At 36.6% G+C, this 26,037-nt stretch carries 28 protein-coding genes; 24 read left to right on the plus strand and 4 right to left on the minus strand.

The features are described 5' to 3' along the window. Positions 1-12 precede the first annotated feature (12 nt). The 9 genes from AC6UD4_RS02215 to AC6UD4_RS02255 all read left to right on the plus strand — a co-directional run bounded on the left by AC6UD4_RS02215 (position 13) and on the right by AC6UD4_RS02255 (position 9,464). Positions 13-735, plus strand: coding sequence for a 5'-methylthioadenosine/adenosylhomocysteine nucleosidase (locus AC6UD4_RS02215; protein ID WP_500693920.1), 723 nt, complete (start codon positions 13-15; stop codon positions 733-735). Then, a complete protein-coding gene (locus tag AC6UD4_RS02220) occupies positions 728-1,888 on the plus strand; it encodes a cysteine desulfurase family protein (protein ID WP_500693919.1) in 1,161 nt (386 codons plus the stop codon). Before AC6UD4_RS02215 ends, AC6UD4_RS02220 begins: the two co-directional genes overlap by 8 nt. Beyond that, complete coding sequence (locus AC6UD4_RS02225; protein WP_500693918.1) at positions 1,888-2,232, plus strand: DUF1831 domain-containing protein; 345 nt, start codon at positions 1,888-1,890, stop codon at positions 2,230-2,232. Before AC6UD4_RS02220 ends, AC6UD4_RS02225 begins: the two co-directional genes overlap by 1 nt. Positions 2,233-2,340: 108 nt before the next feature. Next, complete coding sequence (gene mnmA, locus AC6UD4_RS02230; protein ID WP_500693917.1) at positions 2,341-3,465, plus strand: tRNA 2-thiouridine(34) synthase MnmA; 1,125 nt, start codon at positions 2,341-2,343, stop codon at positions 3,463-3,465. Positions 3,466-3,564: 99 nt separating this feature from the next. Continuing rightward, positions 3,565-4,221 carry a histidine phosphatase family protein gene (locus AC6UD4_RS02235; protein WP_500693916.1) on the plus strand — a complete coding sequence of 219 codons (657 nt, stop codon included), beginning with the start codon at positions 3,565-3,567 and terminating at the stop codon, positions 4,219-4,221. 13 nt (positions 4,222-4,234) lie between these two features. Beyond that, a complete protein-coding gene (locus tag AC6UD4_RS02240; protein WP_500693915.1) occupies positions 4,235-4,966 on the plus strand; it encodes a tetratricopeptide repeat protein in 732 nt (243 codons plus the stop codon). A 10-nt stretch (positions 4,967-4,976) separates the two neighbouring features. Continuing rightward, positions 4,977-7,433, plus strand: a complete 2,457-nt coding sequence (recD2, locus tag AC6UD4_RS02245; RefSeq protein ID WP_500693914.1) for an SF1B family DNA helicase RecD2 — start codon at positions 4,977-4,979, stop codon at positions 7,431-7,433. Between the two features lie 54 nt (positions 7,434-7,487). After that, positions 7,488-8,447 (plus strand): ribose-phosphate diphosphokinase, encoded by a 960-nt coding sequence (locus AC6UD4_RS02250; protein WP_500693913.1) that lies wholly within the window; start codon positions 7,488-7,490, stop codon positions 8,445-8,447. Between the two features lie 21 nt (positions 8,448-8,468). Beyond that, positions 8,469-9,464 carry an aldo/keto reductase gene (locus AC6UD4_RS02255; RefSeq protein ID WP_500693912.1) on the plus strand — a complete coding sequence of 332 codons (996 nt, stop codon included), beginning with the start codon at positions 8,469-8,471 and terminating at the stop codon, positions 9,462-9,464. 109 nt (positions 9,465-9,573) lie between these two features. Here AC6UD4_RS02255 and rnjA read toward each other — a convergent pair whose 3' ends face one another. Beyond that, positions 9,574-11,253, minus strand: coding sequence for a ribonuclease J1 (gene rnjA, locus AC6UD4_RS02260; protein ID WP_500693911.1), 1,680 nt, complete (start codon positions 11,251-11,253; stop codon positions 9,574-9,576). Between the two features lie 2 nt (positions 11,254-11,255). Next, positions 11,256-11,471: a DNA-directed RNA polymerase subunit epsilon gene (locus AC6UD4_RS02265; protein WP_500693910.1), complete on the minus strand. Its 216-nt coding sequence runs from the start codon at positions 11,469-11,471 to the stop codon at positions 11,256-11,258. A 184-nt stretch (positions 11,472-11,655) separates the two neighbouring features. On the opposite strand from AC6UD4_RS02265, the gene AC6UD4_RS02270 reads away from it, so the two are divergent. Continuing rightward, entirely contained in the window at positions 11,656-12,150 is a 495-nt protein-coding gene (locus AC6UD4_RS02270; RefSeq protein WP_500693909.1) for a hypothetical protein, read from the plus strand. Positions 12,151-12,175: 25 nt separating this feature from the next. Here the strand turns inward: AC6UD4_RS02270 and def are convergent, their stop codons facing one another. Next, positions 12,176-12,736, minus strand: a complete 561-nt coding sequence (gene def / locus AC6UD4_RS02275; RefSeq protein WP_500693908.1) for a peptide deformylase — start codon at positions 12,734-12,736, stop codon at positions 12,176-12,178. Positions 12,737-12,923: 187 nt separating this feature from the next. Here def and AC6UD4_RS02280 point away from each other — a divergent pair, with 187 nt between their 5' ends. The 13 genes from AC6UD4_RS02280 (at position 12,924) to holA (ending at position 25,094) form a co-directional block, all read left to right on the plus strand. After that, on the plus strand, positions 12,924-13,856 hold the full coding sequence (locus tag AC6UD4_RS02280; RefSeq protein ID WP_500693907.1) for a Rossmann-fold NAD(P)-binding domain-containing protein: 933 nt from the start codon (positions 12,924-12,926) through the stop codon (positions 13,854-13,856). Continuing rightward, positions 13,840-14,136: a UPF0223 family protein gene (locus tag AC6UD4_RS02285; protein WP_500693906.1), complete on the plus strand. Its 297-nt coding sequence runs from the start codon at positions 13,840-13,842 to the stop codon at positions 14,134-14,136. The genes AC6UD4_RS02280 and AC6UD4_RS02285 overlap by 17 nt, the downstream gene beginning before the upstream one ends. Further along, positions 14,136-14,927 (plus strand): inositol monophosphatase family protein, encoded by a 792-nt coding sequence (locus AC6UD4_RS02290; RefSeq protein ID WP_500693964.1) that lies wholly within the window; start codon positions 14,136-14,138, stop codon positions 14,925-14,927. Before AC6UD4_RS02285 ends, AC6UD4_RS02290 begins: the two co-directional genes overlap by 1 nt. Before the next feature lie 99 nt (positions 14,928-15,026). Beyond that, positions 15,027-16,862, plus strand: coding sequence for a translational GTPase TypA (typA, locus tag AC6UD4_RS02295; RefSeq protein WP_500693905.1), 1,836 nt, complete (start codon positions 15,027-15,029; stop codon positions 16,860-16,862). A 113-nt stretch (positions 16,863-16,975) separates the two neighbouring features. Next, the gene (locus AC6UD4_RS02300) at positions 16,976-18,148 is read left to right on the plus strand and encodes an FtsW/RodA/SpoVE family cell cycle protein (protein ID WP_500693904.1); all 1,173 of its coding nucleotides are present in this window, start codon (positions 16,976-16,978) and stop codon (positions 18,146-18,148) included. 9 nt (positions 18,149-18,157) lie between these two features. Then, positions 18,158-18,421: a YlbG family protein gene (locus AC6UD4_RS02305; RefSeq protein WP_500693903.1), complete on the plus strand. Its 264-nt coding sequence runs from the start codon at positions 18,158-18,160 to the stop codon at positions 18,419-18,421. Positions 18,422-18,430: 9 nt separating this feature from the next. Next, the gene (gene rsmD, locus AC6UD4_RS02310) at positions 18,431-18,985 is read left to right on the plus strand and encodes a 16S rRNA (guanine(966)-N(2))-methyltransferase RsmD (RefSeq protein WP_500693902.1); all 555 of its coding nucleotides are present in this window, start codon (positions 18,431-18,433) and stop codon (positions 18,983-18,985) included. An 11-nt stretch (positions 18,986-18,996) separates the two neighbouring features. Further along, complete coding sequence (coaD, locus tag AC6UD4_RS02315; protein WP_500693901.1) at positions 18,997-19,476, plus strand: pantetheine-phosphate adenylyltransferase; 480 nt, start codon at positions 18,997-18,999, stop codon at positions 19,474-19,476. Further along, positions 19,473-20,528 (plus strand): SepM family pheromone-processing serine protease, encoded by a 1,056-nt coding sequence (locus tag AC6UD4_RS02320; protein WP_500693900.1) that lies wholly within the window; start codon positions 19,473-19,475, stop codon positions 20,526-20,528. Before coaD ends, AC6UD4_RS02320 begins: the two co-directional genes overlap by 4 nt. A gap of 42 nt (positions 20,529-20,570) precedes the next feature. Continuing rightward, positions 20,571-21,254, plus strand: a complete 684-nt coding sequence (locus tag AC6UD4_RS02325; RefSeq protein ID WP_500693899.1) for a helix-hairpin-helix domain-containing protein — start codon at positions 20,571-20,573, stop codon at positions 21,252-21,254. 65 nt (positions 21,255-21,319) lie between these two features. Next, complete coding sequence (locus AC6UD4_RS02330; RefSeq protein ID WP_500693898.1) at positions 21,320-21,805, plus strand: ComE operon protein 2; 486 nt, start codon at positions 21,320-21,322, stop codon at positions 21,803-21,805. A gap of 218 nt (positions 21,806-22,023) precedes the next feature. Then, a complete protein-coding gene (locus AC6UD4_RS02335; RefSeq protein WP_500693897.1) occupies positions 22,024-24,063 on the plus strand; it encodes a DNA internalization-related competence protein ComEC/Rec2 in 2,040 nt (679 codons plus the stop codon). Then, positions 24,060-25,094, plus strand: a complete 1,035-nt coding sequence (gene holA, locus AC6UD4_RS02340) for a DNA polymerase III subunit delta (RefSeq protein ID WP_500693896.1) — start codon at positions 24,060-24,062, stop codon at positions 25,092-25,094. The genes AC6UD4_RS02335 and holA overlap by 4 nt, the downstream gene beginning before the upstream one ends. Positions 25,095-25,106: 12 nt before the next feature. Here the strand turns inward: holA and rpsT are convergent, their stop codons facing one another. Beyond that, positions 25,107-25,370 (minus strand): 30S ribosomal protein S20, encoded by a 264-nt coding sequence (gene rpsT / locus AC6UD4_RS02345; RefSeq protein WP_500693895.1) that lies wholly within the window; start codon positions 25,368-25,370, stop codon positions 25,107-25,109. Between the two features lie 236 nt (positions 25,371-25,606). On the opposite strand from rpsT, the gene rpsO reads away from it, so the two are divergent. Further along, positions 25,607-25,876, plus strand: a complete 270-nt coding sequence (gene rpsO, locus AC6UD4_RS02350) for a 30S ribosomal protein S15 (protein WP_500693894.1) — start codon at positions 25,607-25,609, stop codon at positions 25,874-25,876. Positions 25,877-26,037 lie beyond the last annotated feature (161 nt).

Raw genomic sequence — 26,037 nt, forward strand, 5'->3', positions numbered from 1 at the left:
GAATTTGGGAAAATGAAAACATTTGGAATTATTTGTGCAATGGATGAAGAAATTAAATCTTTAAAATCAGCATTAAAAAATGAGAGAGAAAAAGATATTAATGGCATCAAGTTTTATGAAGGGACCATCGATGGTCAAAAAGTTGTCTTAGTAAAATCTGGGATTGGCAAAGTTGAAGCAGGAATTACAGCGGCTCTTTTACTTGAGAATTTTGATGTTGATGTAATCATTCATTCTGGATCAGCAGCTGGCATTGGGGAAGGACTGAGCGTTGGGGACTTAGTAATCTCTACTCAAACTGCTTATCATGACGTTGATGCTACTGCTGCAGGATATGAATACGGTCAATTACCCGGTCAGCCAGCTCGATTTGACGCTTCTAACACTTGGATTAATAAAATTACCGATGCTTCAAAAGATACCGGAATTAACCCTAAAAAGGGTTTGATTGTTACCGGAGATCAATTCATTGCTGGACAAAAAATGATCGATGAAATTCTGAAAAATTTTCCAGATGCCTTATCGGCTGAGATGGAAGGCGCCGCAGTAGGACAAGTTGCCCACCAGTTTAATATTCCGTACGTCGTTATTAGAGCGATGTCAGATGTTGGTGATGAAAACGCTAATCAGAGTTTTGACGAGTTTGTTGTTGACGCGGGAAAACGTTCGGCACAGATGCTATTAAATTTATTTAAGAATACTAAAGAAGCTCAGAGGGATGATTTAATTGGGTGAGATCTATTTAGATAACGCCGCAACCACACCAGTCTCCAGCGAAGTGCTGGATGATATGTATGATAAGTTTAAAAACAATTTTGGAAATGCTTCAACTCTATATCAGCTTGGGAGACAATCCAAAGAAATTTTGGAAGATAGTCGACATGTGATTGCTAAAAGTATTAATGCGGACGATAACGAAATCGTATTTACAAGTGGTGGAACCGAAAGTGATAACACGGCAGTAATTAGAACCGCTGAGGCTCAAAAGAGTCTTGGTAATCACATTATTACAACTTCGATTGAACATGAAGCAATTTTAAAACCAATGAAATATTTAGAAGATCATGGATTTAGAGTTACTTATTTGCCGGTTGACAAGCAAGGTAATATTTCTTTAACTGATCTGAAGAATGCGCTTGATGATGACACGATTTTGGTTTCAATCATGATGGGAAATAATGAAGTGGGGAGTAAGAATCCGATTCATGAAATTGGGGAACTACTTAAAGATCATCAGGCTTGGTTTCATACTGATGCTGTGCAAGCTTATGGTCTACTTGATATTGATGTCAAAAGGGATCATATTGATTTACTATCTACATCGGCTCATAAGTTAAATGGTCCAAAAATGATTGGTTTTTTGTATCGACGAAATGGAATTAATTTTACCAGTTATATTATGGGTGGCGATCAGGAAGACAAACGACGTGCCGGAACCGAAAATATTCCCCAAATATCAGGATTTGCTACGGCCGTTAGAAACCTTCCTAGTGAAAAGAAAAAGCAACGAAGAGAAGATTTTAGGCGATTTAAGCGCGAAGTGGTTGATGGATTAACTAATAACGGAATTGACATTGATGTAAACGGATCGATGAGTGATAATACCCTGCCACACGTCTTAAACATTTGGATCAAGGGAATTTCTACCTATGTTATGCAGACTAATTTAGATTTAGCAGGGATTGCCGTGTCGGGTGGATCAGCATGTACCGCTGGTAGTTTAGAACCTTCTCATGTCTTAACTGCAATGTTTGGAAAAGATAGTCCTAGACTTTCAGAATCCATTCGAGTTAGTTTTGGGGCATATACCACTGATGAAGACATTCAAAAATTAGTTACTGAGATTACGGCGATTGTTCATCGCTTGAAGAAGGGAAACAAGAAGTAATGGCATTTTCAAAGGTAGTCCAGTTAAAGGGTGGAACTGACAAATATGAGTTGAACCCAGAAATCAAACAATACACTTTACTTGACCTTGGTTTTAACACCACTAAAAGTGGCAATTTTTCCTATAAGAAATCCATTGACCCTGAGTCCCCATTCAATAAAAGGGCGATCAAGCTTAAGATTACAATCAATTCTGATATGAGTGAATTTAAGATGGCAGTCGTTGATGGTAATGAAATGAATGATGTGGATATCTTTTCTAATGATAATCATCAAGAAGAACGTGATCAGTTTAATTTCATTATGCAGAATATGATTTTAAGAAAAGTATTTCAAAAAGTGTAGAAGAGTGAAAAGTTGCAAGAATGTTAGTTAGTAGAGTATGATAGTAAATACTGGAATTGCGACCTTCAAATCGTAGATTTTCAGAATCTAAAGAATGATGGTGATGTTATGCAAGATAACAGTAAAACACGTGTTGTTGTTGGTATGAGTGGTGGAGTTGACTCTTCAGTTGCCGCCTACCTCTTAAAACAACAGGGATACGATGTGGTTGGAGTCTTCATGAAGAACTGGGATGACACCGATGCTGATGGTGTTTGTACCGCTACTGAAGACTACAAGGATGTTGCTCATGTTGCTAACGAAATCGGCATCCCATATTATTCTGTTAACTTTGAACATGAGTATTGGGACCGGGTCTTCAAGTATTTTTTAGCGGAATACAAACGCGGACGTACTCCTAATCCTGATGTAATTTGTAATACTGAGATTAAGTACAAAGCTTTTCTCGAGTATGCAATGGATCTTGGTGCCGATTATATTGCAATGGGGCATTATGCTCAGTTGAAACGTGATAAAGAAGGACACAACCACTTATTACGTTCCACAGATCTTAATAAAGATCAAACTTACTTTTTAAGTCAACTTTCAGCGGATCAATTGGATCGAGTAATGTTTCCAGTTGGTGGAATGACTAAACCTGAGGTTAGAAAAATTGCTAAAGAAGCTAACCTTTGGGTAGCCGACAAAAAGGATTCAATGGGAGTTTGTTTCATTGGTCCAAACAACTTTAATAATTTTCTTAGCAAATACCTTCCTGCTAAACCAGGTAAAATGATGACCTTTGATGGTGAAGTTAAGGGTCATCATAATGGGCTGATGTATTATACAATTGGTCAGAGGAAAGGTCTCGGTATTGGTGGAGATGGTTATGATAATCGACCTTGGTTTGTTGTTGGTAAGGATCTTTCTAAGAATATTCTGTACGTTGGAAAGGGTTATGACAATGAACATTTATATGCTGATTATTTAACTGCTTCTGGTCTTTCTTGGATTGATTCCAATACGCGAGGAAATGATTTTCACTGCACGGCTAAGTTTAGGTATCGTCAAAAGGATACTGGGGTTACCGTTCATATTGATGACGATAATAATCATGTTAAGGTAACTTTTGATGAACCAGTTCGGTCAATTACTCCCGGACAGGCAGTGGTTTTTTATGACGGTCAAGAATGTTTAGGAACCGCTACGATTGATGCCGCGTTTAAAAATGATCATGAACTACAATATGTATAATATTTAAACAAAGTTCGACTCGTTTTGAGTCGGACTTTTTTGATAATTTAATTCTAAACTGGCATAATAAAGCTATATCAATGTGTGTGAGGGATTTAAATGAGACTTTATTTTGTGAGACATGGGAAGACCGAATGGAATCTTGAAAGTAGGTATCAAGGTGCCGGAGGTGATTCACCGCTTCTTGACGAAAGTTACCATGAAATGGATCAAGCGGGTAAATTTCTTTCTGGTGTTCAATTTGCACATATTTATGCAAGCCCTATCAAAAGAGCACGAATTACCGCTTTCCATATTCAAAAATGGTTAAAATCTCCAGTCTCCATTTCACTGGACAGTCGCTTGGAAGAGTTTCATCTCGGTAAGATGGAAGGAATGAAATTTACTGATGTGCAAAAGAAATTCCCAGAAGAATTTGATGCCTTTCGTAACCATCCAGATCAATATCGTCCTGAAGCAATTGGTGGGGAGGATTTCCCTGCATTAATTAAACGAATGCAAAGTAAAATTGGTGAAATTACGCAAAATTACAATAGTAACGATAATATTTTAATTGTTAGTCATGGAGCAGCTCTAAATGCTTTGATTAATTCATTATTAGGGATCCCACTAAAAGACTTACGGAAACGTGGTGGATTGGCTAATACAAGTACTACCGTTATTGAAACTAGTAATCATGGAAAAACGTATCGATTGGTGGATTGGAATAACACCAGTTATTTAGACAGGAAAGTTGAAAAATCAGATTTAGTGTAATAGGAGGATGGCTATGACAGATAATGGACGAGAAAATAAACCAACGGAAGATCCCCGTCAAAAGCAAGCGGAAGAAACACTTCATAAGTTAGTAAAAGATATTGATGATCACCCCAAGGACTACCGAACTTACTATGATTTAAGTGTGTTTTTAGTTGAGCTTAAAAGTTATACCCAGGCTGAAGAGTTATTAATGAAGGCTTTGGGTTTATTTGGCGATTCAAATAAAAAAGCAAAAAGCACGCTGTTATATGGTTTAGGTAACGTATATTATTCTGCTGGTGAATATGAAAAAGCCATTCAACAATTTCAGCAGGTGAATGATCCTGAGTTAAAAAAAGACGCTTACGTGATGTTGGCTCAAAGTTATATGGGGAAAAAGGACTATAAGAGAGCTTTAGTGTTTTTATTAACGGCTCAAGAATTAGCAAAGCAAGATTCTGAAATTAATCGAATGATGGGGGAGTGCCTAATGGCACTTGGTGATTTCGATCAAGCAGCCGATTTTTACGATCGAGTTCTAAAAAGTAATCCAAATGATGGGAAAGCTAATTTCGATCGGGGATTAATTGCGATGGTGATTGGTGAACCATTTGATGATTATTTCAAGAAAGCCGAAAAGTACGATAAGAAAAATTTTGATGCCAAACAAAGTCAGATAAAAGACATTGAAAAAGTCGTTCAATTAAATAAACAAAAAAATGAGCACCCTGATGACTCGAAACCAAATGATTCCAAAAAATAGGAGAAAATAATTGTCTGAATCCATGGATTTATTTCAAACGAACGAAAAATTGAATAATTCATCTCAAAACGAGCAACCATTTGTGAAGGGACAAGTTCAGACAACTTTTTTTGAAAGTTCAGATAGTTTCTACAAAGTTTTGCTGGTAAAGGTTAATGAAACCAATGTAGATTGGCATGAAGATGAAATTGTTATCACTGGTAACTTTGCGGATATTAGTGATGATGTCACTTATCGTTTTATTGGGAAGTTGGTTGACCATCCTAAGTATGGAAAGCAATTTCAAGCTGAAAATTACGAGCGGGTTGGTCAAACTTCCAAAAAGGGTTTGGTTAATTATTTATCAGGTGATGAATTTACTGGTATCGGGCCGAAGACTGCCGAAAAAGTTGTTAGCAAATTGGGAACGAATTTAATTGAGAAGGTTTTAGAAAACCCGGCGGTTTTAAATTCAGTTGGATTAACCAAGAAGCAAAAGGATGTAATTACAAAAGCAATTCACGAAAATAATGGGGTTGAACAAACCATCGTTGGGCTGAATAGTTATGGCTTCGGCAGTAGCTTAGCTTCTGCCATCTTTAAAAAGTATAAAGAGCAGGCTTTAGAAGTCATTAAGAATAATCCTTACCAACTCGTTGAAGATATTTCTGGAATTAGCTTTAAGCGTGCTGATCGAATTGCGAATAAGGTTGGAGTAGATTACAACGATAAAGGACGGTTGCGTGCCGGATTACTGACAGCTCTTGACTCTTTATCCATTAAAAGTGGTAATACGTATTCTGACACTAGAGAATTGATGCAAGAAAGCACTCGAATTCTTGAAACCGATCGAACGCAGAGTATTGACGATAAGAAGTTAGGTGAAGAATTGTATGATTTAGCTAAAGACCAAAAAATTGTCGTTGATGAAGATAAAATTTATTTAAAAAATCTATACGATGACGAGATACGCATTGCTGAAAACATCAAGCGAATTGAGCAGGGTGGCAAAAAGGCGGAGGATCAACCTAATGATTTTTCTAAGATAATTGGCAAAGTTGAGAGTGAGGTCGGAATTGAGTATGACGACTCTCAGAAAAAAGCCATTAATGAAGCAATGATAAACCCTGCATTTTTGCTTACTGGTGGTCCTGGAACTGGGAAAACGACTATTATCAACGGAATTGTTAGAACGTTTGCCAAAGCTAATGATTTATCTTTAGATATTAATGACTATAAAGAACAAGCATATCCGGTATTATTAGCAGCTCCTACTGGGCGAGCTGCCAAGAAAATGAGTGAGTCAACTAAAATTCCTGCCAGTACCATTCATCGCTTGCTAGGTCTTACTGGTCATGGCGATGAAGAAGCTGCCAATGATTTGGAGGGTGGTTTGTTAATCGTTGATGAAATGTCGATGGTGGATACAGACTTATTTAAAATTTTATGCCAGGCGGTTCCAAACGGTATGAAGGTGATCTTTGTTGGTGATAAAGATCAGTTACCGTCGGTTGGTCCCGGTCAGGTTTTTTATGATTTACTCCGTTCTCACACAATTCCTAGCGTGGAATTAAACCAAATTCACCGTCAAAATGACGGATCAACCATTGTAGAATTAGCCCATGATATCAAGAATGGTGAGATGCCCAAAACACTTTTAAAAAACCAAAGGGATCGTAGCTTTATTAATTGTAATACCCAACAAGTTGATTCGGTAATTAAGCAGATTGTTAATAAGGCCAAAACGAAAGGATTTAGTTCTACGGATGTACAAGTACTGGCTCCAATGTATCGTGGAACTGCAGGGATTGATCGTTTAAACGTTGAGATTCAAAACATTATGAATCCTAAAACGGCTGACTCTCAGAAAGAAGTTGACTTTAGGGGAACCACTTATCGAATTGGCGATAAGGTTCTTCAACTTGTAAATGTCCCTGAGAATAACATTTTTAACGGTGATATTGGTAAAGTCGTTGGAATTGAAGTTAATAGCGATAATAAGCATTATCTAGATAAACTGGTCATTGCGTTTGATCAAAATGAGGTTACCTATACTCGAAATGACTGGAATCAGTTAACACTTGCCTACTGTACCTCGATTCATAAAGCTCAGGGTAGTGAGTTCGAAATGGTTATCTTACCGATTGTTCCTCAGTATAAGAGGATGCTTAAAAGGAATTTATTGTATACTGCAGTTACTAGAGCTTCGAAAATGTTGATTATGATTGGAGATCCAAATTCATTTGAAGAATGTATTGAAAATGAATCGGTTAATCGGAAAACGACTTTGAAGCAACGGTTACAATACGTGATTGACGAAGAGTTTACTCCAAAGGTAATTGGCAATTCAAAAAGGGGCAGACCGACTTTTAAAAAGAAAACTCCCTCAGATTTTATTTTATCGGAGGATCAGATTATTGAAAATACAATTGATCCCATGATTGGGATGCAAGGAATTACCCCTCAAAATTTTAATAATGATAAATGAATTAAATTCGATTATAATGTAGGTAGTAATTAGTTGGTTATGAGGGGAAACTTGATGGTGAAAACAAAAAAAGAAAAAAAGTCGGCAAAGATATTTGCGTTGAATTCGAATCGTCCGTTAGCAGAAAAGATTTCTGAATATAGTGGAATGGACCTTGGTAAAGCAACCATCAATCATTTTAGTGATGGTGAAATTCAAATTTCAATTGATGAAAGTATTCGTGGAGATGATGTTTACATCGTTCAATCGCTTTCTGATCCTGTTAATGATAATTTGATGGAATTAATGATTATGATTGATGCGGTTCGAAGAACTAGTCCCCATACTATTAACGTGGTAATCCCGTACTATGGATATTCAAGATCTGACCGAAAGGCGCGTTCCAGAGAACCAATTACTGCAAAATTAATTGCTACCTTTCTTGAATCTAGTGCGGTAGATCGAGTGATTACTCTTGATTTGCATGCGGCACAAATTCAGGGATTTTTTGATATCCCAGTTGATCACTTACGGTCACTTGAGTTAATGGGTAATTACCTAAAAGAACATGATATTAGTAATGACGCCGTTGTGGTTTCACCCGATTATAATAGTGTCGCCAAGGCACGAGGAATGGCTGGCTACTTGAACCTTCCGATTGCAATTGTTGATAATCGAAATCCTGAGGATCTAAGTCAGGTTCCTAGTACGATTATTGGTGATGTAAAGGGTAAAAAGGCAATTGTTGTTGATGATATGATTGTGACGGGTGAGAAGATGAAAATCACTGCTCAAGCGATTATGAATGCGGGAGCAAAAGCGGTTTATGTAGTTGCTACTCATCCTGTTCTTACTGAAGAAGCGAGACAAAACCTTTCCGATCCAGCCATTAAACAGGTGATCGTTTCCGATTCAATTGTCGTTCCACAGAATAAGAGAATTGATAAAATGGTGATCGTTTCAGTTGGCAAGCTGATTGGTGATGCCTTAAAATTAATTGAGAACGAACAATCAACAAGTAAATTGTTTAAGTAATATAAATTTGGAGGGATTCTAATGGTATTTAGAGCAAAAGATGATCGTTACGATAATATGAAAGTAAGACGTGCAGGAACAACGGGACTGCAGTTACCCGCATTATCATTTGGAATGTGGCACAGCTTCGGTGACGATGCTAATTTTAAAGATAGTGAAAAGGTAATGCTTCATGCTTTCAACAAGGGAATCTTTAGCTTTGATTTAGCTAATAACTATGGGCCCGGTTCAGGTGCTGCTGAAAGAATGTTTGGCCAAGTTTATCGACGCGATTTAAAGCCTTACCGTGATGAATTAATTATCACCACTAAAGCTGGATTTCATATGTGGCCAGGTGTTTATGGTAACTATTCTTCAAAGAAGACCCTCGTTACTGCGCTAGATCAAAGTCTTCAAAGAATGGGACTTGATTATGTGGATATTTATTATACCCATCGATTTGATCCTAATACTCGATTAGAAGAGACTGCTGAAGCCCTTGATGGATTAGTTCGTGCAGGTAAAGCACTTTACATTGGAATTTCTAATTATGATGGCCATCAGACTGCTGAAATGATTAAATTATTTAAGGAACTGAAGACTCCGTTTGTAGTTAACCAGAGTTCATATAATATGCTTAATCGAGAGCCGGAAGATGATGGGACCCTTAAGACTTTAGCAGATAATCATGATGGCTTTATTGCTTACGGTCCTTTGGCAGAGGGCCTTTTGACTAGTAAGTATCTAAAGGGGATTCCAAGTAACATTAAATTGCATAAGACTAACAAGTTTATTTTGGCTAATGGTGATGAAAGTGCTGTTAATAAACTAAATAAATTAAACGATATTGCACAGAATCGTGACCAGACACTTGCCCAAATGTCATTAGCATGGCTATTACACGATCCAACGATTGCCAGTGTGGTCACTGGTGCGTCAAAAGTCGATCATTTAGATGATAACCTGAAGGCATTAGATAATCTTGACTTTACTCAAGATGAATTAGATGAAATTGACAAAATCGTTAAGTATAAATAATTAAAAAAGGTATGCTTACTAAGCGTACCTTTTTGTTATTAAGACTAATAATAATATATGAGACTAAAATAAGGGCTGAAATCCAAACAATTGGATTCAGCCCTTATTGTTAATTGTTCATGATTAGCATTGGCAAGATTAGGGGACTTCTTTGTGTTTTTTCATATAAGAAGTTTGATAAATCATTGACAATTGCTTTACTAATTGATTTTTCGTCTGCATTTTTATTCTTCATGGCACGACGGATGGTTCTAAAGACTAACTTTCGTCCTTCATCAAGTAATTCACCTGATTCGCGCATATAAACGAATCCACGTGAGAGAAGGTCAGGACCAGATTGGATTTCCTGGTTCTTTAAGTTGATGGTAGCAACCACCACTACTAAGCCTTCTTCTGAAAGAAGTTGACGATCTCTTAGGACTTTGTCTCCAATATTTCCAACGCCATTGCCATCAATATAAACATCACCAGCATTGAAGTATCCAGCAACACGAGCACTATCTTTTGTTAAAGCAAGTACTTCGCCATTTTTTAGGATAAAACAATGGTCGGCAGGGACTCCACATTCTTGCGCAAGTTTAGTGTGGATCTTTAACATTCGGTATTCACCATGGATCGGAACAAAGAACTTTGGCTTCATTAAACGAAGCATTAGTTTTTCTTCTTCTTGGCCACCGTGTCCAGAAGTATGAATGTTATTAATCTTACCGTGGATGACTTTAGCGCCGTCTTCTTCAAGCTCATTAATGACCCGGTTGACACTTAATGTGTTACCTGGAATTGGGTTACTTGAAAAGACAACCGTATCACCTGGTTGAATCGAAATTTGTCGGTGAGTTCCGTTAGCAATTCGAGCCAAAGCAGCCATGGGTTCACCTTGAGAGCCGGTACACAGGATCATAACCTTATCTGCCGGTAAGTGCTTTAACTCTTGAGCATCGACGAAGGCACTGTCAGGAACGTCTAGATAACCAAGCTTTCTACCATTGACAATGGCTGCTTCCATACTTCTACCAAATACAGCAATTTTACGATCATGAGCTAGTGCCGTATCAATAGCCGTTTTAATTCTTGAGAGGTTGGAAGCAAAGGTAGCAAAAATAATACGGCCCTTGACTTCGTCAAAAATATGACGAACGGATTTTCCAACCCATTTTTCTGACTTAGTCCAAACCGGCTTTTCGGCATTGGTACTGTCAGCCATCAAACAGAGTACACCTTCCTCACCCAGTTTGGCCATGGCTTGTAAATCAGGCGGCTGATTAGTGACAGGCGTGAGATCGAACTTATAATCTCCCGTTTCCACAATGACACCGTCAGGCGTATGAACAGCGACTCCCATTGTATCTGGTATCGAATGAGTGGTTCTAAAAAAAGAAACACTCGTCTTTTTAAATTTCAAAACTGACTTATCATTAATCTCGTGAAGTTCAGCCTGTTTTAACAAGCCGTGCTCTTCCAATTTGTTTTTGATTAATGCTAATGCTAGCGGGCCAGCGTAAATTGGAACGTTGAGAACCTTTAAAAGAAAGGGCACACCACCGATATGATCTTCATGACCATGGGTGATTACAAGTGCCTTAATTTTGTCCTTATTATCAATTAAGTACTGATAATCTGGGATGACATAGTCAATTCCCAATTGATCATCTTCTGGGAACTTGATTCCAGCATCAATTAAGATGATTTCATCCTGGAATTGTACACCATAAGTATTCTTACCAATTTCTCCGAGTCCACCAACACCATAAATAGCAGTTTCGTTATTTTTGATGTTTAATTTCTTCATAACTAGTTAAACTCCGTAATTTTAAAACCGGGATCATTTTTTTCAAATTCAAGGTGCTTCCCTTCGAGCGGTTCAATGAATTCAATGTTGTACTTTGTGTGTTGTTCAAGTTTAGTTCTAACGTCAGCAACGGTTTTAGCTTCTAAGTAAATCGTTTTAGTTGCTTCACGTTTAGGGTTAGAATTATTTTCATCTTGATATAAAACCTTGTAAATCAATATAATTACTCCTTTTTTGTTGATTTAATGTTATTTTTCGTACATTAGGTTGCAGGAACGCAACAATTAATCATATTTTAGCATATTATGGTAAATAAGTATAGAATCATGTGAATCGACAAACATGTTTCATGTTAGAATTGATCTATAAATTTACCTAATAATCAATAATGGGAGAAGAACAGTGAAAATATTTTTAGAATTGGTCGTTGCAATTGTTGTTGCTTTTTTAATTTATAACTGTTTGCACTATTTTTTTGTCACTTTACCGACCAAAAGGTATCAGTTAAAAATGAAGCATAGCGTTGATGGCGAAATCTATAAAGTGGTCAAATACTTTGAGGTTGAAGACAAACGTGAAATTGTGCAAAGTTACGTTGGGTCACAAGTACTGTCTGATTTCTGGGGTAGGGGAGTGATGGTTTTTGAATATCGTTGCGTTGTAAAAGAGGGCTATGATGATGCGGATCTCTTACGGGACCTTTTTAATCAAAAACTATCTGAATATGCCATTTCAGATGGTTTTATTGATTCCAATCATAAAAAAACGTTGATTGTGACTGACTGTTGGTTGAACAAAAGCGTAATGGTTTTTGATGTAGCCAATGTTATTAATCCTGCAACTCATGAATATTTAAGTGATTTGGATAAGTTAAATGAAAAAGAAAGGGAGACGTAGTAACGTCTCCCACAAAAAAACAATATTAATCAAAAAATACTTCATCTTCGGTTTTGGAAAATGGATCATCTTTGTCGATATGATCGTAAAACAGAGTTCCGTGAAGATGATCAATTTCATGTTGAGCAATGATGGCTGGGTAGTGTTTTAACCTGACTTGATGAACTTTACCGCTCAAATCTTGATATTTAATCGTAACACGGTCTGCCCTCGGAACAAAACCAGGGACATCACGATCGACCGATAAACATCCTTCACCTTCAGTTAATGCACCACGTTGAACGGAGTTTGAGATAATAACTGGATTTATCATAATTGCCTTGAAGGGCGATTTTTGGTCTTCGCCTTCTGGTGGGGTTAAAACAGCAGCCATCGATTTGGATTGTCCAACTTGTGGAGCTGCCAAACCAACTCCTGCTCGCAAATGGTACTTTTTACATTGTTCAGGATCCTGACTAACTTCCAAGTAATTCATCATTTTTTCGCCTAATTTACGATCTTCATCGCTAAGTGGAAATTTAACGGGTTGACTTTGTTCCCGTAACACAGGATTTCCCTCTCGAGTTATGTCTTTCATTAAGTACATAACGTTTTACCTCCTAATTCATGTCAACTTCTACCAGTTATTTTATCATAAATCGCAAAACCAGTTAATTTCATGGTATTTCAGTATTTTAATTTACTCTTATGTGCAAAAAGAAATTTGAAATGGTATTTTATTAACAAGCAAAAAATTAATAAATTCTTTAAAAACAAAGAATGGAGGAATTGGAATGCAACCAAAAATATTAATTAAAGGAAGCATAACCAGGATCTTATCACTTTTGAACGCTTTAATTGTTTTAGACTTTCCCGTTACTATCCAAGTAGACGACAGTGAACAAGTTCGATCAACCGTCTTTTCTAGTAAGATGTGTCATAACTTGTCAATCCAGATTGCAAGTAAGCCAGAATTAAATAATTTCGATGCATTATTGTATTTGCCAAACATTGATTTCTATAATCCCAAGTTGACGGATGCTACTCAAATTGCAGAAGACTTGAGACCGGAAATTGATAAACTAAGGAATTTAATCAATGACTGTGTCTCAAATGGATTTCGCGGTAAAATAGTGATTGATGCCCCACATGATGAAGTTTTTACGTATTTTGCAGCAAGTTTTTCTGGACTTGATAATCAAAATATCATTGGCGTTGGAACTCTTCCCCAAGAAATGCTACTGAAGAATGAGCTCCAGAGGAATTTTGACGTTAGTGCTGATGATATTAATGTCAATGTCTTAGGATTAAATACTAATAATTTAGTCGCGTGGAGTAGGGTTTACATTGGTCCTGCAACCTTGCTTTCATACCTGGCTGATGATAGTAACAACTATAGTAGTGACATCATTACTCAAGTTCAAGAAGTGATTGATGATCAGGGGGTTGTTATTAATGAAATGATTCAAAGTAAAGCTATTGTCCGACTACTTTTTTCGATGTATGAGGGTCAATCGTTAATTTGTTCAGTTGTAAATGTTGATAAAGAAAAAGATGAGCTAAGGCTGGATGTTAGCCCCAAACTAATTAATCGAAATGGAGCAGCTCAATCGATTCGACTTCAGCTTTCAGAGGACGAACAAAAAAAGTTAAACTCAGACGTTGAATGGGCCAATAATATTATTGCAGCCGTGATTAATGGAGGAAAAAATGCCTCGAAAAACTAATGATAGTTATTCTTATCCCATTGTTGATGATTGGAGTCGAAAAGAATTAATTGATGTTTGTCATTTCTTTGAAAATATTGAAATGGCTTATAATAATAAGGGAGTTAATCGAAAGAAACTAATGGATAGTTATCGACGCTTCTGTGAGATTAATCCGGCAAGAGTCGAACAAAATAATTTACAAAGAGATTTTGAAAAGCAGTCTGGTTTAGATGTGTATCATGTTGTTAAATTAGCAAAAGAAAACTCGGATTTAAAGACCATTAAGCGAAAGGAATGATTTCCATCACAACAGTAGATGATTTAAATAAAATTGATCAAGATGTTTGCCAAATCTTAAAAACCGCACGTGCGTTTGTCATGGAAAGATTAAATGGTCATTTAGACGTAGATGAAAAAACTGGAAGGAAAGATTTAGTTACAAACATTGATAAAGACAACGAAAAATTTTTTGTAAAACAGCTAAAAGCACTTAAACCTGACAGTAAAGTTCTTGGTGAAGAGGGCTTAGGTGACAAAATTGACAATTTAAACGGACGGGTTTGGATTGTAGATCCAATTGATGGAACGATGAATTTTGTAAAGCAACGTAATCACTTCGCAATGATGATTGCCTATTATATCGATGGCGTACCAACGCTCGGGTTCATTTATGATGTTATAAATAACAAGTTGTATCATGGTGGCCCTGATATTGGTATCTATGTTAATTCTGAGACAATGAATCCTCCAGTTAACGGTTCTCTTGAAGATGGGTTGATTGGAATGAGTGGTCCGCTTGTTATTAGGGATGTTTATCATATGCAAGAAATTGCAGAGGCTAGTTCTGGTTATCGAATTTATGGTAGTGCTGGGATCGAAATCGTTGCTGCTCTTTGCGGGGAGACAATCGGTTATATTTCGCATTTAAGGCCTTGGGATATTGCTGCTGGTCGTGTTCTTGCTGAAACGCTTGGGATGACCGTTTCTACTATTGACGGCAAGCCCATAAATATGCTATCATCAAACACAGTTTTGTTAGCGACAAAAAAGGCGCAAAAAGATATTCTGAAAATTTCGACGAAGCGTTAATCAAAAGCTGTGATGGACTCACAGCTTTTTTATCGAAGTTGGGTTATTAACTTATCAAATTGCAAATTTTTGAATTGCTTTTTTGAGGAGGAAACATTTTTGAAAACAAGAGACGATATTAGAAACATTGCCATCATTGCCCATGTCGATCATGGTAAGACGACCTTGGTTAATGAATTATTAAAGCAATCTGACACATTGAATGATCACACTGAGATTCAAGATCGTGCGTTAGATTCTAACGCGATTGAACGTGAGCGTGGAATTACCATTCTGTCAAAAAATACTGCCGTTAAATATGGCGACAAACAAATTAACATTTTGGATACTCCAGGACATGCCGACTTTGGTGGAGAAGTTGAGCGTATCATGCGAATGGTTGATGGTGTCCTTTTGGTTGTTGATGCAGCCGAAGGAACAATGCCACAGACCCGTTTTGTTTTAAAGAAGGCTTTGGAACAACATTTGACTCCAATCGTTGTAATCAACAAAGTTGATAAGCCTGGTGCAAGACCTGAAGCAGTTGTTGATGAAGTTCTTGATTTATTCATTGAATTAGGTGCTGATGAAGAACAACTGGAATTCCCAGTTGTTTATGCCTCTGCTATGAACGGAACTTCAAGTTATGATCCTGACGTTTCAAAGCAGGAACACACTATGAAGCCGGTTTTTGATACCATTATCAAAAACATCCCTTCACCAATCGATAATTCAGACGATCCATTACAATTCCAAGTTGCAATGCTTGATTATAACGATTTCGTTGGTCGAATTGGGATTGGCCGTGTCTTCAGAGGTAAGATCAAGGTTGGGGATAATGTTGTTCTCATGAAACTTGATGGGAGCACTCAGAAGTTCCGTGTTACTAAATTGATGGGATTCATTGGTCTTCAAAAAGTTGAAATCAATGAGGCTAAGGCCGGAGATTTAATTGCTGTCTCTGGAATGGAAGACATTAACGTTGGTGAAACCGTTGTTAGCCCTGATAAGCAGGAACCACTTCCTGTTTTGAGAATTGACGAACCAACCCTTCGGATGACTTTTGGAACCAATACTTCACCATTTGTAGGTCAAGACGGGAAGTATCTGACTGCTCGTCAACTTGGCGATCGTCTGAAGAAGGAACTTCATACGGATGTTTCTCTTCGAGTTGAAGACACTGATGATCCAGGTGCTTGGGTTGTTTCTGGACGTGGGGAACTTCATCTTTCAATCTTGATTGAAACCTTGCGTCGTGAGGGTTATGAACTTCAAGTTTCTCGTCCTGAAGTTATTTATAAGGATGTTGACGGAGTTAAGTGTGAGCCATTTGAATCCGTTCAAATTGATACCCCAGAAGAATATTCTGGTTCAATCATTGATACCTTGTCACAACGTAAGGGTGAGATGAAAAACATGGAAAACGTTGGAAATGGTCAGGTTCGAATGACTTTCTTAGTTCCATCACGTGGGTTAATTGGATACAGCACCCAATTCTTGTCATTGACTCGTGGATACGGAATTATGAACCATTCATTCAGTCAATACCTTCCAGCTATCAAAAATTGGAATCCTGGTCGTCGTAATGGGACCTTGGTTTCAATTAATTCCGGTAAAGTGACTACTTATGCCATCATGGCTGTCCAAGACCGTGGTAAGATTTTCACTGATCCTGGTACCGATGTTTATGAAGGTATGATTGTTGGTGAAAACGCACGAGATAATGACATTTCGGTTAATATTACCCGTGGCCGTAATCAGACCAACGTTCGTGCGGCTGGATCCGAAGATATTGCGAAGGTTAAGGAACCAGTTCATATGACCCTTGAAGAATCACTTGAATTCTTAAATGAGGATGAACTTTGTGAGGTTACTCCGGATCATATCAGATTGAGAAAGAGAATTTTAAATACTAATGAACGTGAAAAGGCAGCTAAGAAGCGTCGTCACAATTAATTAAAATAATTAAGACTATTTAACCATTGCTAAATAGTCTTTTTTTATTTGGTGATACTAGTATAATGAGAGGTATTAATTCATGGATTTTACATATTCAGTTGGAGATTAATATGATTAAATACTTAAAACAGCTAGACTGGTACATTATGGTACCGTACCTATTACTGAGTTTGATTGGCATTGTCATGGTCTTTTCATCTAGTGAAGGGCTAAGCGCTCATACTAATATGGCGTTTCGTTATCTGATTCTGCAATCGATATTTGTGTTTGTTGGTTTTATTGTTCTGTTGTTTTTTTCAAGGCTAAGAAGTAAATTGCTTGAGGGTAACTTAAAGTTCTATGTGTTAGCAATGGTTTTTATGGCCGTTGTTTTAGTGTTTTTGAAGTTTTTTGGTACTAGTACGAATGGGGCAGCCGGATGGATCAGAATTGGACCAGTTAGTATTCAACCGGCTGAATTTTGTAAGCCGTTATTCATCTTGTATTACGCAAATGTTTTAGCACACGAAAGACCATTCTTTAAGAACGTTGGGTTATTTAAAGAGTTTAGAACTGTTGCTAAGCCAAGCCTACTTCCAATTATCATGCTCGTTTTAATTTTCTTCCAACCTGATACCGGTGGTTTTGCAATTAACTTATTCATTATTTTAATGATGATTCTGGCAGCCGGAAGTAACTTTAAGGCTTCAAGAATTTGGATTGTTGTAATTGGCATCTTTATTTTAGGTTTTAGGATTTGGATTAAACCCTTTGATGGAATTTTAGATCATCTTCATAGTTACCAGTTTCAACGATTAATTAGTTTTTCCGACCCCTTTAAGTACATTCAGACTACCGGACATCAATTGGTGAATTCTTATTATGCAATTAGTAACGGTGGTTGGTTTGGTGTCGGGATTGGTAACGGTATTCAAAAGATGGGTTACTTGTCAGAGCCAAATACTGATTTTATAATTGCAGTTATTGGCGAAGAACTTGGGATCGTTGGTATTTTAGTCGTTTTGGGACTCTTGTTGTATCTCGTTTTAAGAATTATCGCAGTTGGCAGTCGAACTAACGATACTTTTTATAGTACGATTTGTTATGGAACTGCTGCCTACATTTTTATTCAGACTCTATTCAATGCTGGTGGTGCGGTTGGTATGATTCCTTTAACTGGAGTTGCACTTCCATTTATCAGTTACGGGGGTTCAAGTATAACGGCACTTTCCATTTGTCTTGGACTAGTCCTTTATATTAGTAGAGTAGAAAAAAGAGAACGTAGTAATAAAAAAGTGAAGTAAGGTGAAATCATGGCCAAATTAACTGACCGAACGGAATTGATTGTTTCAACATACTCGATTCGTCAAATTAAAAACCTAAAGAGATTTGGTGATATTCGATTTGTATCGAAAAAGATGCATTATGTTATTATTTTTGTTGATAGTTCTGATTTAGATACGACTATCCAAGAAATTAGTAAACTTAGGTTTGTTAAAAAGGTTGGTGTCTCTAAAACCGTTGACTTGGCACTTACTTTTGGTGAGATTAATGCTGAAAATAACGTTGAAGAGTAGGAAACAAAAATGAGAATAATTTCAGGAAAATTTGGAGGACGTAAAATTAAACCAGTCCCTGGGAATCGGACGCGCCCAACAACCGACAAAGTGCGAGAAGCGTTATTTAACATGATCGGACCATACTTTGATGGCGGTAGTTTTCTGGATTTATATGCCGGATCAGGAGCCGTCTCCCTTGAGGCCATTTCTAGGGGAATGGATCATGCCGTTTTAGTTGATAAACAGTATGCTGCGTATAAAACTATTAAACAGAACGTTGCGATTGATCCGAATGCTGCTGATTTTTCTGTGTGGAAGATGAATGCCGAATCAGCACTGGTTAAATTGAAAGAAGAAGGTCATTTCTTTGACTATATTTTCTTGGATCCCCCATATAAAAAGCAACAGATGGTTAAACAACTAGAAGAAATTAGCAATAGTGGTTTGTTAAGTCATAATGGGATGGTAATCTGTGAGACTGACAATCAAACTGATATGTCTGATGATGTTAAAAACTATCGCCTCATTAAACAAAAAGATTATGGTTTAACGGTAATATCAATTTATCAAATTTTAATATAAAGGGAAAAATTATGAAAAAAGCCATTTATCCGGGTAGCTTTGACCCCATTACCAATGGACATTTGAATATTATTAAGCGAGCAACGCAACTATTTGACGAAGTTGTCGTTGCCATTGGCGACAATTCGAGTAAAGTGGGGTTGTTTACCCCTAAAGAACGGAAAGAAATGGTTGAAACGTGTGTGGCTGGCTATTCAAACGTTACTGTTAAGGTCTATTCTAATTTAACGGTTGATTTCTTAAAAGCAGAACATGCCAATATCCTGATCCGAGGGATTCGGGATACTAAAGACTTTGAAAACGAACAGGAAATTGCTAGTTTAAACCAAATGTTGGATTCGCAAATTGAGACCGTGTTGTTGTTTGCCAACCATGATTATGAATTGATTTCGTCTTCAATGGTTAAAGAGATTAATCATTTTGGTGGAGATGTATCAAAATTTGTTCCTAACGTTGTGTGTGAGGCATTAAAGGAGAAGAGAAATCAGTGAAGACAATCTGGAAATGGATTAAACATAACCGATATTTTTTGATTTTCCTAGGGATCATTATTTTTATATTGTGGTTCCTTTTTTGGCCGCTTAATGCTTTGATTGAAGCGCCTGGTGAAGCCGTTAACATTCAACCAATGGTTAAAATTCAAGGAATTAAACCAAATAAGAAGAATAAGTTTATGATCACTGCAGTTTCAATGTCGCAGGCTAGACCAATCACTTACTTGTATTCAAAAGTGAATCCCCATGTTTCAATTGAGAAAACGTCAGATGTGATGGGAAATCAAAGTAATCAAGAGTATGATAACGTACAAGATATTTATATGAAGACGGCTATCAATAATGCAATTTATGTTGGCTACCACAAAGCTCATGGTAAAATTAAGCAAAGTTATCATGGTGTGTATGTATTAAACGTTTATCCGCAATCCGATTTCGCCAATAAATTGAAGCCTGGTGATTTGGTTGAATCAATAAATGGAAAAAAATTATATAAGGGTCCCGAATATGTAAAGTACATTCAAAGTTTACCCAAGCATGCGCAACTTAAAATTACTTTTAAACGGAATGGAAAAGATAAACAGGCGATCGGCACAAAGAAACAACTAGTCAAGGGGTTTTATGGGATTGGAATCGGAATGATTGATGATATGAGTGTTAAAACTGATCCTAAGGCCAATATTAACCCAGGAAAAATTGGTGGACCCTCTGGTGGTCTGATGTTTGCCCTGCAAGTATATAGTGAATTAAAACATACGAATTACGATTACAAACGAATTGCAGGAACTGGGACGATTGCCGCCAATGGTCAAGTGGGCGAAATTGGTGGAGTGGATAAGAAAATAATTGCTGCTAATAAGAGTGGCGCACAGGTTTTCTTTTGTCCATACGTTAAACCGACTGAGCCAATTTTGAGAATGGAGCAAGGTCATAAGACTAATTACCAAGTGGCTAAAGCAACTGCCAAAAGGTATGCCCCTAAAATGAAAATTGTTCCGGTCACATCTTTTGATGACGCTTTGAATTATTTAAATCAAAAACACAGCTAAAAGCTGTGTTTTTTTCGTATTTAAATGTGAAAGGAGAGAAAGATGGATAAGTTATATGAATTTATTGAGGAATACAAGTACAGAATTATTGGAGGATTGATAATTATTGTGGTAGGACTGCTGGGATATTGTGTTTTTGCATCTCAAAATAGTAGCGGGCAAGCACCACGTACTAATTTGCAAACAACAGCCAAAGCAAATCGCAGAAAAAACGTTACTAAATCAACCGCAGAGAATTCGGCAGGCAATGGGAATGATGATCACCAACAAGTGTATGTTGATGTAAAGGGAGCAGTTAATAAACCAGGAGTTTATCAGGTTGGTAAAAACATGCGTGTTTCTGATGCAGTTGAATTAGCAGGTGGTTTTAATCGTTCAGCGGATGCTAAACACATTAATTTGGCGCAAAAATTGTCTGATCAACAGGTTGTTTATGTCCCAATTCGTGGAGAAATTAATGGATTACCAAAGACCAATCAAGTTGCTAGTGATTCATCAGGCAATTCGGCTGGAAGTGATAAGGGTTCTGATAGCGGAAAGGTTAATATTAATGAAGCAGATAAAGCTAAACTTCAACAGCTAAATGGGATTGGTGATAAGAAGGCTGATAAAATAATTGCTTATCGGAAACAAAGTGGCCCATTTAAAAAGCCTGAGGACTTGAAAAACGTTCCTGGATTTGGTGATAAGACCGTTGCAAATTTGAAAAGTTCGATTACTGTTTGAAGCAACTGTGATAGATAAATATTGGTATACTAGATTTAACTATTCTAGTGAAGGTGATGACAGTTATGAAAAAGAAAAGGATTCCGTGGGACCAATATTTCATGTTGCAAGCGATGTTAATTGCGTCCAGAAGTACATGCAATCGACGATCTGTCGGTGCGGTATTGGTGCGAAATAAGCGAGTAATTGCTTGTGGATATAACGGTTCAGTATCAGGAGATGTCCATTGTATTGACGAAGGGTGTTATTTAGTAGATGGTCATTGTCAAAGAACAATCCACGCCGAGATGAATGCCATTCTACAATGTGCTAAGTTTGGTGAGTCAACTGATAATGCTGAGTTATACGTCACTGATGTACCTTGTTTGCAGTGTACAAAGATGTTACTTCAGGCCGGGATCATTAAAATCAAGTATTTAAGAAATTATCATAACAGTGGGTATGCTAAAAAGTTATTGGACATGAAACATGTCTCTTTAGAAAAAGTTGATGTTAATCAAAATGATGTTAATAATCTACCGTTTGAATCATTCTTATCCGTCGATAAATAATTAAAAAGAATTTTTTGGTTTTTACATCCATTTTGTGGGTGCTTGGTGCATTCGCATTTTTTGGAAATCACGTAATTGGAATTGTTTTATTAATTTTATGGTTGATTCGTATCTTTCTTTTAAGAATTTCCCGTTTCTTTTCAAAAAATGTCATCTCACTGCTAATCCCACTGATATTTTTTGGAATTTGGCAAAATCACATTAACCGACAAGTTAGGGTGATACCTAAGACAGAAACGACTTCGACTTGGATAGCTAAGGTCCATCCAGATGAATTACAGCTTCATGGAGATACGTATAGTGGAGTTGTAGAAATTCCCCGGCTAAAACAGCGGGTATTAATTTATGGGTTTGTAAAAAATAAGAGTGAAAAAGATGCTTTGCTTCATCTTAATCACACCAGCGAATTTATTATTGATGGCCAACTTAGTTTGATTGATTCACCACCCAATTTTGCTCAATTTGACTCCAAGAGTTTTAATCGCGCTAAGGGAATTGTGAGTGAAATTAAATGTGATCAAATTAAATACCGTCAGATTTGTAGCAATCAAGGTTTAGGTGATCGGGTTCACGACTTAAGGTTTCAAATGATTAAAACGTGTGATCAATTACCTAAACATCTACGGATGTACGTTTTGGGTATCATTTATGGAAGTCGGAGTAGTGATTTTAGAGAAGAACTGACCGGGGTCCAACGCTTGGGGATCATCCACTTATTCACAATTTCGGGGATGCACGTTTATTATTTAATTGGTCTGATTACGTGGATTATGACGACTTTGCGATTGAAAAGGGAGCAGGTTAATTCATTCTTAATCATTTTTCTTCCATTTTACTTTGTAATTGCTGGTGCAGGAGCTAGTTTACTTCGGGCAATTATAATGGCCGAAGAACGCTTGGGTCTAGATAAAGTGTATCTTGACATATCTCCCTTAGATATCTGGTCCAGTGCGGTGATGATCAACTTGCTGATTAATCCATTGTTTATTTTTCAGTTTGGGTGTCAGCTTTCATATTTATTATCACTTGGGTTAATCCTGACGAAAAACTGTGGGTTTTTAAAACAAACTATCCTACTTAACTTAATTAGTTTACCGATTATTTTGTATCATATGTATGAATGGCATGTATTATCTTTGTTTGCCAATCTGTTATTTGTCCCTTTCTTTTCAACCTTTATATTTCCGATTGTGTTAATTGGATATTTGCTGTCATTTTTAAAATTTGATTTGATTGTTTCATTAATTGATACAACCTCAAAGACATTTGACCAGCTTTTAAATTTTCTTTCAAGGCTTCCAGGAAATTTGGTGATCGGGAAACTAAACGTATGGATCGTTTTATTAATGGTAATAATTTCTTTACTACTCATTGAAAAAGTAACTATGAAGCGAATGATTCTTTTGGTGTTATTTTTCAGCATTGGTTTTGTGATGATTCATTTTCCAATGAATGGAGAAGTTGATGCATTTGATGTTGGTCAAGGGGATAGTTTTCTTGTTAGAGAGCCATTTAATCGTTCGATTACGTTGATTGACACTGGCGGAAAGCCTAATTTCTTTGGCAAACAGAAGCGGGCCAAAATTTATCAAGCCAATGATACTTCAATCCAATATTTAAAAAGCATTGGGATTTCAAAACTTGATAATGTTTGTTTAAGTCATCAAGATGCTGATCATGTTGGTGATTTGCTGGCCTTCTTAAGTAAAATGAAGGTTGATCGGGTTTATGTTCCGTGGGGGATGACTAATAATCAAAGCTTTTTAAGGCGAATTAGACCGTATCAAGGACAGTTTCAGTTGCTTGATGCCAAGGATGGAAATCGAATTAAAAATTCCCCATTTCAAGTTGTTCATCCGATGAAAAGTGGGTCTGGTGAAAATCAAGATTCCATGGTACTTTTTGGTAAAATTGGCGGTTTGAAGTGGATTTTTATGGGTGATTTGAACCGAGAGGAAGAACTTAAGATTATCCAAAAATATCCTGATTTGCGAGTTGATGTGATCAAGCTAGGTCATCACGGAAGTAGGACTTCATCCGATCCTAGATTTATCAGGGCAATTAATCCTAAAGTTGCTCTGATATCTGCGGGTCGTCATAATCGTTATAATCATCCAAATCAGGAAACTATTGATACAATGAACCAACAACATGTTGCAATTATCAGTACCAAAAAGAATGGTATGATTAGATATAAATTCAAAAATAATAACAAAGTTGGAAAATTTGAAACAAAGTGGAAGGTGGCACGTCGTTGAGTGTCGTAGAACAAGTTAATCAGATTGATAGTGATCCTAAATCAATTTATTTAATCCTTGGAAATGATGATTATTGGATCGATATAATTCAAAAGAAACTAAAGTCTCTGATCCCAAATGATGAACGGACAATGAATTTTGCTACTTACGATATGGAAGAAACATCGCTTTCCGTTGCACTAAATGATGCGATGTCAATTCCTTTTTTTGGGAAAAAACGACTAGTCTTCATTAAGAATCCGTATTTTTTAACCGGTGAAAAAAATAAAAGCAAAACCGTTCATCATTCAGAAGAACTCATAAATTATTTGAAGAATGCTCCTGATGAAACAACTTTAGCTTTTTTTGCTCCATACCAAAAGTTAGATGCTAGAAAAAAGGTTAGTAAGGAGCTTTTAAAACGTGCGGAAGTAATCGACTTAAATCGGTTTTCTGAAAGGGAAATTAAGCAGTTAGTGCAAAGTAAGATTAAGAACAGTGGATATTCGATCGATCGAAATGCACTTGAAGAACTTCTTTCTCGAACTTCGGGTAATTTGGCTAGTGTTATGAATGAATTAGATAAACTCTTTTTATACAAAATCAATGATAAAAAAATAACGCTTGATGCGGTCGATTCGTTAGTATCAAAATCGATGGATCAAAACGTTTTTGATTTAATTAATTATTTAATGAGTGGTAAAACAACGCAAGCAATCGAGTTTTATCATGATTTAATTTCTCAGAAGCATGAGCCAATTCAAATCAATGCAATTTTAGTTAGTCAGTTCAGATTATTACTGCAAGTTAAAATTTTAGATTATTTTGGCTATAGTCAGGGGAATTTAGCAAGTTCTTTACGGGTCCATCCGTATCGAGTAAAGTTAGCAATCAGGAACAATCGCAAGTATCCTAGAGAATATCTACGAGATGCATATATTAGTTTGGTAGAAATTGAAGAGCAACTGAAAAGTACGAGTATTGATCCAGAATTGTTGTTTGAAATGTTTGCCGTTAAACTAAATCAGAGTATAAAAAAAGAATCCGATTAATCGGATTCTTTTTTAGTTGCCGTTTTTAGCAAGTTTATTTGCTAAATGAGACTTCTTACGGTTAGCGTTATTAGCTTTGATAAGACCCTTAGATTTTGCATGGTCAATTGCTGCAACAGCACTGCGGTATACACTATCTAAATCATCGGCACCAGAAGCTTCAGCTTTTTCGAATTTTTTGATTGCACTTCTCATTTCGTTCTTTTGAGATGCGTTTTTCTTTCTAGCTTCTTCGTTAGTTCGCATACGTTCGATAGCAGATTTAATTACTGGCATTAAGTTCACCTCCACCTTGTGAAATAAATTCAATTATTCACATCTTTTGACGTTCCTAATTATACAAAATCCATTGATTAATTGCAATAGCACTAAAAACAAGACTAATTTTTTAATGATAACTTGAATAACGCTTTCTTTTAGGTTATATTAAATAAGTAACTTAATCTTAGTTTTGCGAGTCACTGACGTATTACTCAGATTGAGGGATTAGATTAGAAAGGTGGAATGTAATAATGGCTTTAACTAAAGAACAAAAGAACGATATTATTAAAAAGTTTGCTCAACACGATGGTGACACGGGCTCGACAGAAGTACAAATTGCTGTACTGACTGCTGATATTAATGAAATTAATGGACACATGAAGACCCACAAAAAGGATTTTCATTCACAACGTGGACTTATGAAGAAGATCGGTCACAGAAGAAATCTTCTTGCTTACTTACGTAACAATGATGTACAAAGTTATCGTAAATTAATCAAGGAATTAGGATTACGTCGTTAATCTTGATTTTAATAGGGCGGATTTTTTCCGCTCTTTTTTTATACATAAATAATTTAGTGCTTAATATAAATATGTTACACTGTTAACAGATATCATGAGCGCTTAGAGGCCAAGCTTCGCATAAAATAGTTAATTTTAATCGTAAGTAATTTTTTGAGAGG

The sequence above is a fragment of the Fructilactobacillus sp. X3R5C2 genome (genome assembly GCF_059901175.1).

Coding starts and splice junctions, on each gene's coding strand:
- AC6UD4_RS02215 (WP_500693920.1), top strand. CDS start 13: ATGAAAACATTTGGAATTATTTGTGCAATGGATGAAGAAATTAAATCT.
- AC6UD4_RS02225 (WP_500693918.1), top strand. CDS start 1,888: ATGGCATTTTCAAAGGTAGTCCAGTTAAAGGGTGGAACTGACAAATAT.
- mnmA (WP_500693917.1), top strand. CDS start 2,341: ATGCAAGATAACAGTAAAACACGTGTTGTTGTTGGTATGAGTGGTGGA.
- AC6UD4_RS02235 (WP_500693916.1), top strand. CDS start 3,565: ATGAGACTTTATTTTGTGAGACATGGGAAGACCGAATGGAATCTTGAA.
- AC6UD4_RS02240 (WP_500693915.1), top strand. CDS start 4,235: ATGACAGATAATGGACGAGAAAATAAACCAACGGAAGATCCCCGTCAA.
- AC6UD4_RS02250 (WP_500693913.1), top strand. CDS start 7,488: ATGGTGAAAACAAAAAAAGAAAAAAAGTCGGCAAAGATATTTGCGTTG.
- AC6UD4_RS02255 (WP_500693912.1), top strand. CDS start 8,469: ATGGTATTTAGAGCAAAAGATGATCGTTACGATAATATGAAAGTAAGA.
- rnjA (WP_500693911.1), bottom strand. CDS start 11,253: ATGAAGAAATTAAACATCAAAAATAACGAAACTGCTATTTATGGTGTT.
- def (WP_500693908.1), bottom strand. CDS start 12,736: ATGTACTTAATGAAAGACATAACTCGAGAGGGAAATCCTGTGTTACGG.
- AC6UD4_RS02280 (WP_500693907.1), top strand. CDS start 12,924: ATGCAACCAAAAATATTAATTAAAGGAAGCATAACCAGGATCTTATCA.
- AC6UD4_RS02285 (WP_500693906.1), top strand. CDS start 13,840: ATGCCTCGAAAAACTAATGATAGTTATTCTTATCCCATTGTTGATGAT.
- AC6UD4_RS02300 (WP_500693904.1), top strand. CDS start 16,976: ATGATTAAATACTTAAAACAGCTAGACTGGTACATTATGGTACCGTAC.
- AC6UD4_RS02305 (WP_500693903.1), top strand. CDS start 18,158: ATGGCCAAATTAACTGACCGAACGGAATTGATTGTTTCAACATACTCG.
- rsmD (WP_500693902.1), top strand. CDS start 18,431: ATGAGAATAATTTCAGGAAAATTTGGAGGACGTAAAATTAAACCAGTC.
- coaD (WP_500693901.1), top strand. CDS start 18,997: ATGAAAAAAGCCATTTATCCGGGTAGCTTTGACCCCATTACCAATGGA.
- AC6UD4_RS02325 (WP_500693899.1), top strand. CDS start 20,571: ATGGATAAGTTATATGAATTTATTGAGGAATACAAGTACAGAATTATT.
- AC6UD4_RS02330 (WP_500693898.1), top strand. CDS start 21,320: ATGAAAAAGAAAAGGATTCCGTGGGACCAATATTTCATGTTGCAAGCG.
- rpsT (WP_500693895.1), bottom strand. CDS start 25,370: ATGCCAGTAATTAAATCTGCTATCGAACGTATGCGAACTAACGAAGAA.
- rpsO (WP_500693894.1), top strand. CDS start 25,607: ATGGCTTTAACTAAAGAACAAAAGAACGATATTATTAAAAAGTTTGCT.